The 16,632-nt window shown below is 61.5% G+C and carries 15 protein-coding genes; 12 read left to right on the forward strand and 3 right to left on the reverse strand.

Features of this window, described 5'->3' with window-relative positions:
* Positions 1-10 precede the first annotated feature (10 nt).
* Positions 11-937, reverse strand: coding sequence for a phytanoyl-CoA dioxygenase family protein (locus tag FZ934_RS13950; protein WP_153271557.1), 927 nt, complete (start codon positions 935-937; stop codon positions 11-13).
* 92 nt (positions 938-1,029) lie between these two features.
* On the opposite strand from FZ934_RS13950, the gene FZ934_RS13955 reads away from it, so the two are divergent.
* Complete coding sequence (locus tag FZ934_RS13955; protein ID WP_153271558.1) at positions 1,030-1,857, forward strand: helix-turn-helix domain-containing protein; 828 nt, start codon at positions 1,030-1,032, stop codon at positions 1,855-1,857.
* A 20-nt stretch (positions 1,858-1,877) separates the two neighbouring features.
* Here the strand turns inward: FZ934_RS13955 and FZ934_RS13960 are convergent, their stop codons facing one another.
* Positions 1,878-2,423 (reverse strand): glutathione peroxidase, encoded by a 546-nt coding sequence (locus tag FZ934_RS13960; RefSeq protein WP_153271559.1) that lies wholly within the window; start codon positions 2,421-2,423, stop codon positions 1,878-1,880.
* 131 nt (positions 2,424-2,554) lie between these two features.
* Here FZ934_RS13960 and FZ934_RS13965 point away from each other — a divergent pair, with 131 nt between their 5' ends.
* The 4 genes from FZ934_RS13965 to lysS all read left to right on the forward strand — a co-directional run bounded on the left by FZ934_RS13965 (position 2,555) and on the right by lysS (position 8,373).
* Complete coding sequence (locus FZ934_RS13965; RefSeq protein ID WP_153271560.1) at positions 2,555-3,313, forward strand: DUF4239 domain-containing protein; 759 nt, start codon at positions 2,555-2,557, stop codon at positions 3,311-3,313.
* Between the two features lie 127 nt (positions 3,314-3,440).
* Positions 3,441-5,210, forward strand: coding sequence for an SLC13 family permease (locus FZ934_RS13970; protein ID WP_153271561.1), 1,770 nt, complete (start codon positions 3,441-3,443; stop codon positions 5,208-5,210).
* Positions 5,211-5,402: 192 nt separating this feature from the next.
* Complete coding sequence (gltX, locus tag FZ934_RS13975; protein ID WP_153271562.1) at positions 5,403-6,860, forward strand: glutamate--tRNA ligase; 1,458 nt, start codon at positions 5,403-5,405, stop codon at positions 6,858-6,860.
* A 16-nt stretch (positions 6,861-6,876) separates the two neighbouring features.
* Complete coding sequence (lysS, locus tag FZ934_RS13980; protein ID WP_153271563.1) at positions 6,877-8,373, forward strand: lysine--tRNA ligase; 1,497 nt, start codon at positions 6,877-6,879, stop codon at positions 8,371-8,373.
* A gap of 66 nt (positions 8,374-8,439) precedes the next feature.
* Here the strand turns inward: lysS and FZ934_RS13985 are convergent, their stop codons facing one another.
* Positions 8,440-9,168 (reverse strand): hypothetical protein, encoded by a 729-nt coding sequence (locus tag FZ934_RS13985; protein ID WP_153271564.1) that lies wholly within the window; start codon positions 9,166-9,168, stop codon positions 8,440-8,442.
* A gap of 181 nt (positions 9,169-9,349) precedes the next feature.
* Here FZ934_RS13985 and FZ934_RS13990 point away from each other — a divergent pair, with 181 nt between their 5' ends.
* The 7 genes from FZ934_RS13990 to FZ934_RS14020 all read left to right on the forward strand — a co-directional run bounded on the left by FZ934_RS13990 (position 9,350) and on the right by FZ934_RS14020 (position 16,624).
* On the forward strand, positions 9,350-10,258 hold the full coding sequence (locus FZ934_RS13990; RefSeq protein WP_113365045.1) for a LysR family transcriptional regulator: 909 nt from the start codon (positions 9,350-9,352) through the stop codon (positions 10,256-10,258).
* Positions 10,259-10,390: 132 nt separating this feature from the next.
* Complete coding sequence (locus FZ934_RS13995) at positions 10,391-11,548, forward strand: ABC transporter substrate-binding protein (RefSeq protein ID WP_153271565.1); 1,158 nt, start codon at positions 10,391-10,393, stop codon at positions 11,546-11,548.
* Positions 11,549-11,819: 271 nt separating this feature from the next.
* Entirely contained in the window at positions 11,820-12,806 is a 987-nt protein-coding gene (locus FZ934_RS14000; protein ID WP_153271566.1) for an ABC transporter ATP-binding protein, read from the forward strand.
* Positions 12,803-13,777: an ABC transporter permease gene (locus tag FZ934_RS14005; protein WP_153271567.1), complete on the forward strand. Its 975-nt coding sequence runs from the start codon at positions 12,803-12,805 to the stop codon at positions 13,775-13,777. The genes FZ934_RS14000 and FZ934_RS14005 overlap by 4 nt, the downstream gene beginning before the upstream one ends.
* Positions 13,767-14,582, forward strand: a complete 816-nt coding sequence (locus tag FZ934_RS14010) for an ABC transporter permease (protein ID WP_153271568.1) — start codon at positions 13,767-13,769, stop codon at positions 14,580-14,582. Before FZ934_RS14005 ends, FZ934_RS14010 begins: the two co-directional genes overlap by 11 nt.
* A gap of 52 nt (positions 14,583-14,634) precedes the next feature.
* Complete coding sequence (locus tag FZ934_RS14015) at positions 14,635-16,062, forward strand: gamma-aminobutyraldehyde dehydrogenase (protein WP_153271569.1); 1,428 nt, start codon at positions 14,635-14,637, stop codon at positions 16,060-16,062.
* Positions 16,063-16,129: 67 nt separating this feature from the next.
* Positions 16,130-16,624 carry an ester cyclase gene (locus FZ934_RS14020; RefSeq protein ID WP_153271570.1) on the forward strand — a complete coding sequence of 165 codons (495 nt, stop codon included), beginning with the start codon at positions 16,130-16,132 and terminating at the stop codon, positions 16,622-16,624.
* The last annotated feature ends 8 nt before the right edge of the window (positions 16,625-16,632 follow it).

The raw sequence follows: 16,632 nt of genomic DNA on the forward strand, positions 1-16,632 counted from the left end.
ACGGCCGCGCCTAAAGCATGTCGCCAAGGCTCCAGTGATTGCTCCAGCGTGCGTCGATCTCGTCTTCGACGTTCTGGTAGCGAATATCGGTCGAGAGCCTGATCAAGTTCGCGGCACTCTGGTTCGTCGTCGCCGCGTGGATCATGTAGGGGCTGTGCAGGACGACATCCCCGGCCTCGTAATCCGCGACAAGCCAGCGCGTGTCGAAACGCTCGGCCATATCGGGCAGATCCTTCGAAACCCAGCCACCCTCCGTCATGTTGCGGTTGAAGGCGCTGATCTTCTCCTCAGCCGAGAGGCCGAGGCTCTTTCTCGCGAACTCGTCCTCCATGCGGCTGCCGATCGCGTGTGATCCCTCGAGATAGACGAGGCCCCCCATATCGACGGGCGTGTCGCCGATCGGAATCCAGGCCGTCACCAGACGGCTGGTACCGCCGCGCAGATAGACGAGATCATAGTGGGCGGGGGTCGCCGTGGTCGTGCCGGGCAAGGTGAAACGCATGATCTTCCGCTTGTGCAGATAGGAGATGCCGGAGAGGAACGCATCCATGAACCGCGCAAGCTGTGGCTGCGTGCAGAAGCCTTCGAACGCGACGGAACGGACAAGCGACATCAGGATTCGATCGACCTGCGACTTCTCCGGCGATTGCGACGCGGCAAGACCCAGTATCGGATCCGAGCCCTCCTCGATTAGCCCGGCTGCGGCGAGGTGCGAAAACACCCAGCCACGAAATTCGAGGACGTCGCTACGCTTCAGGAAGCCCTTCAGCCAGACATAGCCGTGCTCTTCATAGAGAGACCGGATCGCCTCTAGGCCAATTCCCGGATCGGTCGGAACCAGCCGGCCCATCCGATGTGGTGCGGCCGACAGAACCTTGCCGTTTGCAATCAAGTCGCTCGGCAGACCGGTTTCAGCCTTCAGCGCCGTACTTGACATTTCGATCACTCCCAAGACGAATATCTTTACCCACACTGACTGATAACGCAGCACTCCTCCATGGAGAGAACGGCAATCTGGACTTTTCGCTCATGAGAGATGTGCCGCTAGCGCTCTATCGATCCCCACCTCAGGGCCGCGCCGGGCTTGCCGTGACGGGCTTTGGCAAGCAACACGTGACCGCAAGAATCGCCGACAGGAGACTGCCGACCCATGCCGTCGTGTTCGTAGAGAAGGGCCGCGGCCTGCTGAATACGGCGAAAGGCGGGCCGCAGGAAGTTGTCGGCCCCTGCCTCTTCTGGCTTCTTGCCGAGGAGCCTCATGGCTACGGCCCATTACCCGGCGAAAGTTGGGAAGAGCGCTGGGCGCTGTTTACCGGCACGTTCGTCAGCGACCTCGTGCGCATGCGTCTGATTACGGAAAACGCACCCTTGGTGCCGCTTGGCAATCCCCGCAGGATGCAGCAGCTCTTCGCGACCCTTCATTCGGAGTTCGCCGAGGATTCTCCGCTTGGCCTTGCGGCCGCCGCCGCCACGCTTCACCAGATCGTGTTGGAGGCCGCACGACAGGCGGTCTCGCCGGCCGCCGCGCCGCCCGACCCCGCAATCGAAGACGCGATCGAACGTCTGCAGCGGCGAGCCTTCGAGCCTGTCGACATGAATGCCTTCGCCAGGGAACTGGGTGTATCGCCGGCGACACTGCGCCGCCGCTTTACCGCGTCGACGGGACTGCCGCCGAAGGCGTTTCAGCTTCGCTTGCGTATCGATCACGCCAAGCAGCTGTTGACGACGACGGATCTTTCGATCGAAGCGATCTCGACCGCAATCGGCATCGACGACGCCTTCTATTTCTCGAGGCTGTTCCAGGACCGCGAACATTGTTCGCCGAGCGAGTTTCGCCGCCGGCACCGCCGCCAGTAGGCAACAGTGCCGACACTAGCCTAGTTCGCCGACAGTTCCCGGTCGATCGCCGAGACCAACCGCTGATCGTCGGCCGTCACATCAGGTGCAAAGCGCGCGACCACCTTGCCGTCGCGACCGATCAGGAACTTCTCGAAGTTCCAGAGAATATCGGTCTTATCGCCTGTATCGAGGCCGTGACCGCGCAGGCGCTCGCGCATCGGCCCGTCGCCGGTCGTCGTGACACCGGAACCCGTCAACGTCTTATAAAGCGGATGCTGGTCGTCACCCTTGACCGAGATCTTGGAGAAGATCGGAAACTTGACGTCATAGGTCAGCGTGCAGAACTCGACGATCTCGGCGTCGGTACCCGGCTCCTGCCCCTTGAAATTGTTCGCCGGAAAGGCGGCGATGACGAAACCGCGTTCGCGCTTGTCCTCGTAGAGCTTCTCAAGGCCTTCATACTGAACCGTGAGCCCGCATTTCGAAGCGACATTGACGACGAGGATCACCTTCCCGCCATACTCGCTGAGCGTCGTCGCACGGCCGTCGGCAAGCTTCACAGGTACGTTCAGAACATCGGTCATTTGCACTCTCCGAAATGAATTCGCCGGCGAAGCTATACCCGCTTTCGCATTTGTCCAACGGGGAGATCAGGCACGCTGGCAAAATTCCGCAAAGCGTCTAGTTTTGTTGAAACATCGTCGAGGGGAACAGGATGGGGCGAGAACTGCTCGTGGCGGCCGCAATCTTCGCGCTGCTTTTGACTGCCTCGATCGGAACGATGCTGACCTACTCGAAACTGCCGGTCCACCATCGCCAGGACGAGACGAACACTGTCGTTCGGCTGGTCGCCAACATCTTCGTCGTCATGACCTCACTGGTTTTCGGCTTGATGATCAATTCGTCGAAGAACACCTTTGCGCAGATCGACAGCGACGTTCACTCCTTTGCCACGCAGATCATCCTGCTCGACCGCACACTTCGCACCTATGGCATAGAAGCGACCGAAACGCGTGCACGGCTGCAGACCTACGTCGAGAAAGCGCTGGCCAATCCGGCGCCGGCCCAAGACCCCCTGGTGAAGAGCGACCGGACGAGCGAGCTTGCGTTGAACGCCGTCGGAGACAGCCTCTCCCTGATCGTTCCGAAAGACCCCGGTCATGCCGCCCTGTGGAGCGATGCGCGCCAGCAATATCAGAAGATCGTCGAACAGCGATGGATCATCGTCGAGCAATCGGAAGGCGTGATCCCGAGACCGCTGATCACGATGCTGGTCGCCTGGCTGACGCTGATCTTCGCAAGCTTCGGCTACCGGGCTCCCAGGAATATAATCGTGGTGCTGATGTTCCTGATCTCGGCCTTACTGATCTCGCTCTCAATCTTCGTCGTCCTGGACATGGATATTCCGTTTACCGGCTGGATCCAGATCGCCGACACGCCGCTTCGCAGGGCGCTCGCGGAACTCCGAAACTGATGGGCGTCACGTTGATCGGCGCGCGACCGGTTTTTGCACGATCAACGGGATTGAATAGGCGCGGTCGCGGCACAGTTATTCTCGTGACAGAAGATCTTCTGCCGCCAATCGCAATTTTCGGAAGCGCATGACAACCCAACAGATCCTCGCCTTCGGCGTCATCGGCCTGATGATGGCGGTCTTCATCTGGGACCGGTTCCGCTATGACCTCGTTGCCTGTTGCGCCCTGGTGCTGGCCGTCTGCGTCGGCATCGTGCCGTTCGACAAGGCATTCTCCGGCTTCAGCGACGACATCGTCATCATTGTCGGAAGCGCCCTCGTTGTCAGCGCCGGCGTCGCCCGCTCGGGCATCGTCGACAGCACGATCAAGCGCTTCTTCCCCAACCTGAATACGCTGCATGCGCAGTTGGCGCTGCTGCTCGTCGTCGTCGCCGTGCTCTCCGCCTTCATCAAGAACATCGGCGCCCTGGCGATCATGATCCCGGTCGCCTTCCAGTTCGCCCGAAAGAGCGGCAAGTCGCCATCGCTCTATCTGATGCCGATGAGTTTCGCCGCCCTGCTCGGCGGCCTGATGACACAGATCGGCACCTCGCCCAACATCGTCGTCTCGCGCCTGCGTGAAGAGATATCCGGCACGCCGTTCACGATGTTCGACTTCACCCCTGTCGGCGCGACGCTAGCACTGGTCGGCGTGGTTTTTCTCATCTTCTTCCACTGGCTCGTGCCGGAGCGGCAAAACGAGACGCCCTCTCTGGAAGAGGCGCTCGACGTCAAGGCCTACTTCTCCGAGGCCACCGTCGTCGAAGGTTCGCCAACCGAAGGCAAGCATCTGAGCGACCTCTTGCACGCTGGCGATGGCGACGCAGTGGCGACCGCGATCCTGCGCGGTCACACGCGCCTCTCTCCCTTTCCCGATGTCGAGATGAAGAGCGGCGACACGCTGCTCCTCGAAGGCACGCCGGACGCGCTCGACCGCATCGTCTCGAACGGTAAGCTGAAGCTGGCAGGCAAACCGATCGACGGCACCGCGGAAAGAAGCGACGTCATCTCGATCGAGGCCGTCATAACAGCGGAATCGCAATTGATCGGCTGGTCTGCACGGCAGCTCTCCCTGCACAACCGTCGCGGCATCAATCTGCTCGCCGTCAGCCGCCAGGGCCATCGCCTCAGCGAGCGGCTGAGCGAGGTCACCCTGCGTGCCGGCGATGTCCTCGTATTGCAGGGAAGCCGGCGCAACTTGCCGGGCTTTCTCCAGGACTTCACCTGCCTGCCGCTCGCCCAGCGTGAAATCCTGCTCGGCACGCCACGTCGGGCATATGTGCCGATCATCATTCTGCTGGCCGCCATGGGCATCACGGCGGCTGGTTTTGCGCCTGTCTCGGTCGCCTTCTTCTGCGCCGCCCTGGCAATGGTCGTCTTCCGGGTCGTGCCGCTGGTCGATGTTTACAAGGCTTTGGACGCGCCGATCCTGATCATGCTCGCAGCGCTTATCCCCGTCTCCGACACGTTGCGCACGACCGGCGGAAGCGAGCTCATCGCCGGCTGGCTCGGCCATCTCGCGGCACAGATGCCACATTATGGTGCGCTGGCCCTGATCCTCGTGACGGCCATGGCAGTGACGCCGTTTCTGAACAATGCCGCAACCGTCCTGGTCATGGCTCCGATTGCCGCAAGCTTCGCGCAGACGCTCGACTACAAGCCGGATGCCTTCCTGATGGCGGTGGCGATCGGCGCTGGCTGCGATTTCCTGACGCCGATCGGCCATCAGTGCAATACGCTGGTGTTCGGCCCCGGCGGCTATCGCTTCAGCGACTATCCGCGTCTCGGATTGCCGCTTTCGGCGCTCATCATTCTCGTCAGCGTGCCGCTGCTGCTCTACGTTTGGCCGGTGACCTGACGCCGAGGCGCCATTTTCCTTGACGCGCGCGGTCGAATATGGCCTTAAAGCCAGCCAAATGGGCAATCGGCGGATGAACGGGGGCAACGCCCTTTTCCGGCCGGTTTCCTGATACAATTATCTGAATTCCTTCCGGCCGAACGTCGCTTTCTCAGGAAAAGCCGTCCGGCATTCATTTGACGGGCACATAAAATGACAGCTTCCGGCGTCCGCGTCCGCATTGCTCCCTCGCCGACTGGCGAGCCGCATGTCGGCACCGCATATATCGCACTCTTCAATTATCTCTTCGCCAAGAAGAACGGCGGCGAGTTCATCCTGCGCATCGAAGATACCGATGCGACGCGCTCGACCCCGGAATTCGAGCAGAAGGTGTTGGACGCGCTGAAATGGTGCGGCCTCGAGTGGAAGGAAGGCCCGGATATCGGCGGCCCCTACGGCCCGTATCGTCAGTCCGACCGCAAGGACATCTACACCCCATACGGCCAGGAACTGCTCGACAAGGGCCATGCGTTCCGCTGTTTCTGCACGCCCGAGCGTCTGGAAAAGATGCGCGAAGAACAGCGCGCCGCCAGCAAGGCGCCAAAGTATGACGGGCTCTGCCTGAAGTACTCCGCCGAAGAAGTCAGCGCCAAGATGGCCGCTGGTGAGAGCTCGGTCATCCGCATGAAGATCCCGACCGAGGGGTCCTGCGACTTTGCCGACGGCGTCTACGGCGATGTCTCGATCCCGTGGGACAGCGTCGACATGCAGGTCCTGATCAAGGGCGATGGCATGCCGACCTACCACATGGCAAACGTCATCGACGATCATCTGATGCGGATCACCCACGTCGCCCGCGGCGAAGAGTGGCTGGCATCGGTGCCGAAGCACATCCTGCTTTACCGCTACTTCGGCTGGGAAGCGCCTGTCTTCATGCATCTGTCGCTGATGCGCAACGCCGACAAATCGAAGCTCTCGAAGCGCAAGAACCCGACGTCGATCTCCTATTACTCCGCTCTCGGCTATATCCCGGAAGCGCTGATGAACTTCCTCGGCCTGTTCTTCGTGCAGATCGCCGAAGGCGAAGAGCTGCTTGATATGGACGAGCTCTCCGAGAAGTTCGATCCCGAAAACCTGTCCAAGGCCGGCGCCGTCTTCGACATCCAGAAGCTCGACTGGCTGAACGGCCGCTGGATCCGCGAGAAGCTGTCGGAAGACGAATTCCAGGCCCGCGTTCTCGATTGGGCAATGGAGAACGACCGCCTGAAGGCCGGCCTGCGCCTGTCGCAGTCGCGTATCTCCAAGCTTGGCGAGTTGCCGGAACTCGCGGGCTTCCTGCTCAAGTCCGATCTCGGCCTCGACCCGTCGGCCTTCGCCAAAATCAAGTCGCCGCCGGAAGAGATCCTCGAAATCCTCAACACCGTTCAGCCGGATCTGGAAAAGATCCTCGAATGGAACGTCGAGACGATCGAAGCCGAGCTGCGCGCCATTGCCGACCGTATGGGCAAGAAGCTGAAGGTCATCGTGGCGCCGCTCTTCGTTGCCATCTCCGGCTCGTCGCGCTCGCTGCCGCTGTTCGACTCGATGGCGATCCTCGGCCGCTCGGTCGTGCGCCAGCGGCTGAAACTGGCCTCCCAGGCAGTCGCCTCCCTCGTCGGCCCGAAGAACTGAACCGGACGTTTGCATCATGACCGAAAAGACCGAAACAGCGACCCTTTCCTCCGACGCAACAGAAGTCCGCGCCCAGAAGCTGAAGCTGCTGCGCGAACAGATCGGCGACGTCTATCCGGCGCATTTCCACCGGACTATGACGAACGCCGAACTGGCGGAGAAGTATAAGGATCTCGAATCCGACGTCGAAACCCAGGATGTCGTGACCGTTGCCGGCCGCGTCTATTCCTCGCGCAACTCCGGCATGTTCATGGACATCCATGACGCAGGCGGCAAGATCCAGATCTTCAGCCACAAGGATGTGACGCCGGAAGAAGCGCGCAACATGCTCGGCATGATTGATATCGGCGACATCATCGGCGTCACCGGCACCGTGCGCCGCACCAAGCGCGGCGAGTTGTCGATCAACGCTCGCGAAATCACCATGCTGACGAAGTCGCTGCTCCCCATGCCGGAGAAGTGGAACGGCATTGCCGACATCGAGATCCGCTACCGCAAGCGCCACCTCGACATCCTCAGCAACGAGGAATCGAAGCTCCGCTTCCAGCAGCGTTCGAAGATCGTCTCCGGCATCCGTCGCTTCATGGAAAACGACGGCTTCATGGAAGTCGAAACGCCGATGCTCCACTCGGTCTATGGCGGGGCTACCGCCGAGCCGTTCAAGACGCATCATAACACGCTGAAGCTCGACATGTACCTGCGCATCGCGCCGGAACTGTTCCTGAAGCGCACGCTGGTCTCCGGCCTCACCGACAAGGTATTCGAGATCAACCGCAACTTCCGCAACGAAGGTGTCTCGACCCGGCACAATCCTGAATTCACGATGATGGAGTGCTACTGGGCCTATGCCGACTACGAGGACATCATGGACCTCGTCGAGCGGCTGTTTGAAAGCCTGGCGCTGGCGATCCACGGCACGACGGAGTTCCCCTTCGGCGACAAGCAGCTCTCCTTCAAGGGTCCGTTCAAGCGCGTTCCGATGCCTGACGCCGTCAAGGAAGTGACCGGCCTCGACTTCCTCGCCATGAAGACCGACGAGGAAGCCCGCGCTGCCGCCAAGGCTGCCGGCTTCGAAGTCGAGAAGGACTGGACCTGGGGCGAATGCCTTGCCTTTATCTTCGAGGAGAAGGTCGAGGGCACGCTGATCCAGCCGAGCCACGTCACCCATTTCCCGAAGGACATCTCGCCTTTCGCCAAGGAAGTACCGGGCGAGCCGCGCCTCGTCGAGCGTTTCGAGACCTATTGCAACGCCTGGGAACTCGGCAACGCCTTCTCGGAACTCAACGATCCGGAAGAACAGCGCCGCCGTATGGTCGAGCAGCTGGAGCAGGCGCATGCCCGCGGCGAAAAGGAAAAGCAGCTGGACGACGAGTTCCTCGATGCGATCGACCAGGGCATGCCGCCGGCAGGTGGCCTCGGCATCGGCGTCGACCGTCTGATCATGCTGCTCACCAACGCGCCGTCGATCCGCGACGTCATCCTCTTCCCGGCTCGCCGCAGCAAGGCAGACTGAGCCGATACATTCTGAATAACAAAAGGCGGCGGCCCCCAGGGCTCGCCGCCTTTTTTATTGGAATGATCAGTGGCCGGCGGCTGGCGCGGTTTCCGCAGCAGGCGCCTCGGCCGGCGCTTCGCCGGACTCGCCACCCTCAGCGGGCTTTTCTTCCTTCGCCTCACCTTTCTTGCCACCCTTCTTGCCCTTGCCTCCGCCCTCTCCGCCCTCGGTGGCGGCAACAGCGATAGGATCGATACAGTCCGAGTAGTCCTTGAAGGATGCGTTCAGCGTGGTGATTTCATCTTCAGGCAGGTCGATGCGCTCGCCGAAGAACAGCCCGTTGGAGGCCGCCGTTCCATCGTAGTAACGCGCCGTGTAGGTCTTCGCTTCCTCGCTTTCGAGGACGGGATCGGGATGCGGAATATAGACGACGTCGGCACCCATCGCGCGGCCGCGAATATCAGAGCGCAGCGTCGGTCCGTTGGTATCGAGAACCACGACCTGCACGAGATCAGGCTTCTGCGCTTCGTAGATCGCCTTGGCCACCCGAAGCGCCGTCCTGACGCGTGTCATACCGTCAGTCGGCTCTGTCTTGATATACTTGCGGACCCAGATGCGGTTCTGCTTCTTGATGGTCACGAGGTTGACGTCGGTGCAGGCGAGCCCGTTGGTTTCTTCTGCGGAGGGGCCGAGGATCTTGTCTTTACCAATATATAGCGCGGCACCGCCGGAGACGCCCCCAAGGAGGGCGACGCCAACGATGATAAACACCAATTTCCGGGAGGGCCGGAAGATGCGCAGTAGGGCCTTCACGCCAACTGCTCCGCCATTAACAAGCTCCAACGCAATACGAGTGGTTTCGACGCTAGAGAAATGACGTTTCCGAATGCTTAAACGCGGCCTCCAACTTTGCGTCAGTATGGGATTAGCACCAAAAAAGGTCCAAGCTTTCCCTATGCTTGCCAATCCGTTAGCCGCCATGCTCTAACGACGCATGGCCTTCACGCTTCGTCAGATCCAGTATTTCGTCGCCGTCGCCGAACAGGGCTCCGTAACGCGCGCCGCGCAGAACCTTTCGATCTCGCAATCCTCGGTTACGGAAGCGCTCAAGGAACTGGAAACCGACCTCGGCGTCGAACTGTTCGACCGCCATCCGCGCGGCCTGACGATCACCCATAACGGCCACCAGTTCCTGCGCCACGCGACGAAGATCCTGGCAAGCGTCTCGGATGCTCGCACCAGCTTTTCCGGCAAGCAGAACGAACTGTCCGGCAAGCTCAACATCGGCGTCACCTCGCTGGTTGCCGGCTATGTGCTCTCCGATCTCCTGGCGCGCTATCGGCGCGCCTGCCCGGGCGTCGAAGTCAGCGCCATAGAGGACAATGGCGGCTATCTCGAACACCTGCTGGTCGGCGGCGAACTCGATGTGGCGGTCATGGTTATTTCCAACCTGCGCGACCGCATGGCCTTGCAGGCGGAAATTCTGGAAACCTCGCCCTACCGGCTGTGGCTGCCGATGGGCCATCCGCTGGTATCGGCCGACATCATTTCCGTCGCCGACATCGCCCGCGAACCGCTGATCATGCTGACCGTCGACGAAATCGAGGAGAACACCGGCAAGCTCTTGTCGGCGCTTGGGGCCCGCCCGCATGTCGCCTTCCGCACCCGTTCCGTGGAAGCCGTGCGCAGCCTTGTTGCGACAGGCGCCGGCGTGGCGCTGCTGCCCGATCTGGTCTATCGCCCCTGGTCGCTGGAAGGCGACCGCATCGAGAGCCGCGACGTTTCCGGCTCCCTGCCGGTCGTGCAGGTCGGCATGGTCTGGCGCAAGGGGTCGAGCCTGCCGCAAGCCGCGCGCGACTTCGTGGGCATCGCCGAAGCGCTGCGATCCGGCCGGCCTCGCTGACAATTCAGCGACGATATCGGAAATTCCGATATCGCCTTTCTGATAAATGAATTTGCGAAACCGGAAATTTCGTCGCACCTTTTCAACCGGGAACATAACGCCACAAAAAGTGGCACAACCGGGAGACATCAGATGAAATATCTTCTGAAATCGTGCACTGTCGCGCTCGCGAGCTTGAGTTTCGTGACGCAGGTTGTCGCCGCCGAACCGCTGAAGGCCTTGGGCAAGGGCGAAGGTGCGGTCAGCATCGTGGCCTGGGCCGGCTATATCGAGCGCGGCGAAAGCGACAAGAATTACGACTGGGTCACCTCCTTCGAAAAGGAGACCGGTTGCAAGGTATCCGTCAAGACGGCTGCCACGTCAGACGAAATGGTCTCGCTGATGAACGAAGGCGGCTTTGACCTCGTCACTGCCTCCGGCGACGCCTCGCTTCGCCTGATCGCTGGCAAGCGCGTCCAGCCGATCAACACCGACCTGATCCCGAGCTTCAAGAACGTCGACGAGCGGCTGCAGAACGCACCGTGGTACACCGTCAACAAGGTTCATTACGGCGTTCCCTATCTCTGGGGGCCGAACGTCCTGATGTACAACACCGACGCCTTCAAGGGCGAGGCGCCGAAGAGCTGGAAGGTGGTCTTCGAGGAAGAAACGCTCCCGGACGGCAAGTCCAACAAGGGCCGCGTGCAGGCCTATGACGGTCCGATCTATATTGCCGATGCCGCCCTCTACCTGATGGCCCACAAGCCGGAACTCAAGATCACCAACCCCTACGAACTCAACGAGGACCAGTACAAGGCGGCGCTCGACCTGCTGCGCGGCCAGCGCAAGCTCGTCTCCCGCTACTGGCACGACGCCATGATCCAGATCGACGACTTCAAGAACGAAGGTGTGGTTGCTTCCGGCTCATGGCCCTTCCAGGTCAACCTGATGCAGGCCGACAAGCAAAAGATCGCCTCGACCTTCCCGGAAGAAGGCGTCACCGGCTGGGCCGACACCACCATGATGCATGCCGACAGCGAACATCCCAACTGCGCCTACATGTGGATGGAACATTCGCTGCAGGCCAAGGTGCAGGGCGACGCCGCTGCCTGGTTCGGTGCCGTTCCCTCCGTTCCGGCAGCCTGCAAGGGCAACGAGCTGATGACCGACACCGGTTGCGCCACGAACGGCTATGATCACTTCGACAAGATCAAGTTCTGGAGAACCCCGACGGCCAAGTGCGAACAGGGCGAGTGCGTACCCTACCACCGCTGGGTGTCGGACTACATCGGCGTGATTGGCGGGCGATAATCCTGCAACGACGGACTCTTCCTCCCCGCCGGAGGAAGATGTCCGAAGGACGGACGACGCGGGAGACGCAAGAAGCAAGCGTCAGCGATACGCGAAGACGAACTTAGCCGCGCACTGCTCGTCCGCCCTTCGGATTAACGACCGGCTCGAAATCAACCGGCGCAGCCAATCGACCGAACCACACGTTTGGCAGGGCGGGCATCCTGTGCCCTCTCCACACTTCACTCTTCCTTCGGGGGGAGAGAACAAGACTAGCAAATCGGAGCCTATCATGATCCCCGCAGTCCGTTTCCAACAAGTCTCGCGCCATTTCGGCCAGGTTCGGGCCGTCGACAGCGTCGATCTCGAAATCGCGCCGGGCGAGTTCTTCGCGATGCTCGGCCCTTCCGGTTCCGGCAAGACCACCTGCCTGCGCCTGATCGCGGGCTTCGAGCAGCCGACGGGCGGCCATATCGAGATCTTCGGCGAGACGGCAGAGGGCGTCCCGCCTTATCGCCGCAACGTCAACACCGTGTTTCAGGACTATGCGCTCTTCCCGCATCTCAACATCCTCGACAACGTCGCCTACGGCTTGATGGTCAAGGGTATCGGTAAGGCCGAACGCACGAAGGCCGCCCAGCAGGCGCTGGAACTGGTGAAGCTGCCGGGCTACGGCGCGCGCAAGCCCGGCCAGCTTTCCGGCGGCCAGAGGCAGCGCGTGGCGCTCGCCCGCGCCCTCGTCAACAAACCGAAAGTCCTCCTCCTCGACGAGCCGCTCGGCGCGCTCGATCTGAAGCTGCGCGAGCAGATGCAGGAGGAGCTGAAGAGCCTGCAGCGGGCGCTCGGCATCACCTTCGTCTTCGTCACCCACGATCAGGGCGAGGCCCTGTCCATGGCCGACCGCGTCGCCGTCTTCAACAATGGCGGCATCGTGCAGGAAGGTACGCCGCACGACATCTACCGCCGCCCGAAGACCCGTTTCGTGGCCGATTTCGTCGGTTCGTCCAATGTCATCGCGCCCGACCTGATGACCGCGCTTGGCGGCGAGAGGCGTTGGGCAAGCCTGCGGCCGGAGGCCATTCACCTTTCCAGCGACGGCGTTGAATCGACCGTTGAGAATGCGAGTTTCCTGGGCGCCGCCACCCGCCTGACGGTTGCCGCCAAGGGCACGCGCCTGCATGTGATGCTGCCCGCCGGCGCCAATGTGCCTGACGTGGGCGAGAACGTCCGCCTCGCCTGGCAGCCTGTCGACGTGCACTACATGGATGACGCAGCATGACCGCCCTTGCTCTCACAAAGCCGGCAGCGCTGCGGGAGACCTCGATCCTGCCGGGTCGCGGCGGGCTCTTCGGTCGGCTCTCCGACGCCTTCTGGCGGCATCCGAAGCTGCTGCTTTTCCTGATGCTGACGCCGCCGCTGTTGTGGCTCGGCATCATCTATATCGGCTCGCTGATCGCGCTGCTCTTGCAGAGCTTCTTCTCGATCGATGATTTCTCCGGCCTTGTGAACTACGAGTTCACGCTGGCGACATACGCGCAGCTTCTCAGCCCGACGAATTTCGACATCATCATCCGCACCATCATCATGGCGGCGCTGGTGACGCTGGCTTCCGCCGTGGTCGCCTTCCCCATCGCCTACTACGCGGCCCGCTACGCGCAGGGCAAATGGAAGGCGCTGTTCTATCTCGGCGTCATGCTGCCGCTGTGGTCGAGCTATCTGGTCAAGATCTACGCCTGGAAGCTGATCCTAGCCAAGGAAGGCATCCTCACCTGGATCTTCGCCAAGCTGCACCTGTCCTGGCTGCTCGACGGTGTCCTCAACCTGCCCGTCATCGGTGGTAACTCGCTGTCGGTCAGCTATCTCGGCACCTTCCTCGTCTTCGTCTATGTCTGGCTGCCCTACATGATCCTCCCGACACAGGCGGCACTCGAACGTGTCCAGGGCAACCTGATCGAGGCCTCCTCCGATCTCGGCGCAACACCGAGCCAGACCTTCCGCACTGTTCTGTTCCCGCTGGCTCTACCAGGCATCGTCGCTGGCTCGATCTTCACCTTCTCGCTGACATTGGGCGACTATATCATTCCGCAGATCATCGGCTCGTCGCGTCTCTTCATTGGCCAGGCGGTCTATGCCCAGCAGGGTACTGCAGGCAACGTCCCGCTCGCGGCCGCTTTCTCCGTCGTCCCGATCGTCATCATGGCCATCTATCTCTGGCTAGCCAAGAAACAGGGGGCCTTCGATGCGCTCTGACCGTTCACAGCGTTCACCGCTGCTCCTGAAGATTGCCGCCGGCGGCGGCCTGCTCTTCCTGCACCTGCCGATCCTTCTGATCTTCGTCTACGCCTTCACGACCGAAGAGAAGAGCTACCAATGGCCGCCACCGGACCTGACCCTGCAATGGTTCGGAATTGCCTGGAACCGCCCGGATGTCTGGGCAGCCCTTGGACTATCGGTGCAGGTCGCAGTGATCGCCACATCGATCGCGCTGGTGCTCGGCACGCTCTGCGCCGCAGCCGTCAGCCAAACAAAGTTCTTCGGCCGTGAAGCGATCTCGCTGCTTGTCATCCTGCCGATCGCGCTGCCCGGTATCATCACCGGCATTGCGCTGCGCTCCGCCTTCAGCCTGTTCGACATTCCGTTCTCGGTCTGGACGATCGTGCTTGGCCACGCCACCTTCTGCGTCGTCGTCGTCTACAACAACGCCGTCGCCCGCTTCCGCCGCACCTCGGGATCCCTGATCGAAGCGTCGATGGATCTCGGCGCCGATGGCTTTCAGACATTCCGACACGTGATCCTGCCGAACATCGGCACGGCGCTCCTGGCTGGTGGCATGCTTGCCTTCGCGCTGTCCTTCGACGAGGTCATCGTCACCACCTTCACCGGCGGCCAGCAATCGACACTGCCGATCTGGATGCTCGAAGAACTCATCCGCCCGCGCCAGCGTCCTGTTACCAACGTGGTCGCGATGGTCGTCGTGCTCGTCACCTTCCTGCCGATCCTGGCAGCCTACTACCTCACTCGCGACGGCGACCAGGTCGCCGGAGCCGGCAAATAAACAGGAAGCGGGATAAGCCCCATCCCGCCCCTCAAAGACAAGGGAGAACATAATGGATACCGCGATGCTGATTGGGTCCCGCTTCGAAGCGGGCACGGAAACGGAAGAGCACATCCTGAATCCGAAGACGGGTGAAACAGTGCTTGACCTGCCGGAGGCCTCGCTTGGCCAGATCGACGCCGCCGTCGACGCAGCGGAAGCCGCGTTCAGGCACTGGTCGCAGACGACGCCGGGTGAACGCTCCAGCTACCTCCTGAAGATCGCCGATGCGATCGAGAAGGACGCGGCCGGCTTTGCCGCCCTGGAAGCACTGAACTGCGGCAAGCCGATCAATGCCGTGCTCAACGACGAAATCCCCGCGATCGTCGATTGCTACCGCTTCTTCGCCGGTGCGGTGCGGAACCTGCACGGCCCGGTCGCCGGCGAATACCTGCCCGGCCACACCTCGATGATCCGCCGCGACGCCGTCGGCATCGTCGGCTCGATCGCGCCCTGGAACTACCCGCTGATGATGATGGCCTGGAAGCTGGCACCGGCGATCGCAGGCGGCAACACCGTCGTCTTCAAACCGTCCGAACAGACGCCGCTCACCGCCCTGAAAATGGCGAAGCTGCTCTCCGAAATTCTGCCGGAAGGCGTCGTAAACGTCATTCTCGGCCGTGGCGAAAGCGTCGGCAATGCTCTGATCAACCACCCGAAGATCTCGATGCTGTCGATCACCGGCGACGTGGCGACCGGCAAGAAGGTGCTGCAGGCCGCTGCCAAGACCGTCAAACGCACGCATCTGGAGCTCGGCGGCAAGGCCCCGGTCATCGTCTTCGACGACGCTGATATCGATGCCGTCGTCGCGGGTATCCGCACCTTCGGCTACTACAATGCCGGCCAGGATTGCACCGCCGCCTGCCGCATCTATGCCGACGCGAAGGTCTACGACAAGTTTGTCGCCGACCTCTCCTCGGCGGTTTCCTCGATCAAGTTCAACCAGCAGGATGACACGGAAAACGAAATCGGCCCGCTGATTTCCAAGCGCCAGCGCGACCGCGTCGAAAGCTTCGTCGCCCGTGCCGGCGAGCACAAGCACATGGAGATCACGACGGGCGGCAAGACCTCCGGCGACAAGGGCTTCTTCTACACGCCGACCGTTATTGCCGGCGCCACGCAGGATGACGAAATCGTCCGCCGCGAGGTCTTCGGCCCTGTCGTGTCGGTGACCCGCTTCACCGATGTCGAGGATGCCGTCACCTGGGCAAACGACAGCGACTATGGCCTCGCTTCGTCGGTCTGGACCAAGGATATCAGCCGCGGCATGAAGACCGCCGCCCGCCTGCAGTACGGCTGCACCTGGATCAACACCCACTTCATGCTCACCAACGAGATGCCGCACGGCGGCCTGAAGCAATCAGGCTACGGCAAGGACATGTCCGTCTACGCACTGGAAGACTACACGGCCGTCCGCCACGTCATGATCAACCACGGTTGATCCGCTTGGCCGGGCCGCTGGCCCGGCCGCAACCTAAAAACAAGAAGATACGCAAAGGGGAGTCCACATGAAACGCCGTACCATTCTTGCCGCCTTCGGCGGCATCTGCCTCGCCTCGACGCTCGCGGGCGTACCCGCCTATGCCGCCGATCAGGCGCCGGTTGAAGTCGTCCAGCAGTACCTAGCCGCATGGAACACCCACGACGCCGCCAAGGCCGCTTCCTATTTCGACGAGAAAGTGAGCTACTACGACGCATCCGTCGGCAAGCCGACTGTCGGGAAGGCCGAGGCCAAGGCAGCCGTCATCGATAACTTCATGACTGCCGCACCGGATCTGAAATGGGTCATGCGCGGTGATCCGATCGTGAGCGGAAACAAGGTTTCCTTCGAGTGGACTTTTTCGGGCAACAACACCGGCGCCTGGGCGGATGGCACCAAGGCAACCAACAAGTCCTTCTCCTTCGACGGCGCATCTGTTTTCGTCATTGAGAACAACGCCATCAAGCAGCAGTCGGATTATTACGATGCTCTCGGCTTCTCCAAACAGCTGGGCCTGATGTAACCGACAAC

The sequence above is a fragment of the Rhizobium grahamii genome (assembly GCF_009498215.1).
In the GTDB taxonomy this organism is placed as follows: Bacteria; Pseudomonadota; Alphaproteobacteria; order Rhizobiales; family Rhizobiaceae; genus Rhizobium; species Rhizobium grahamii_A.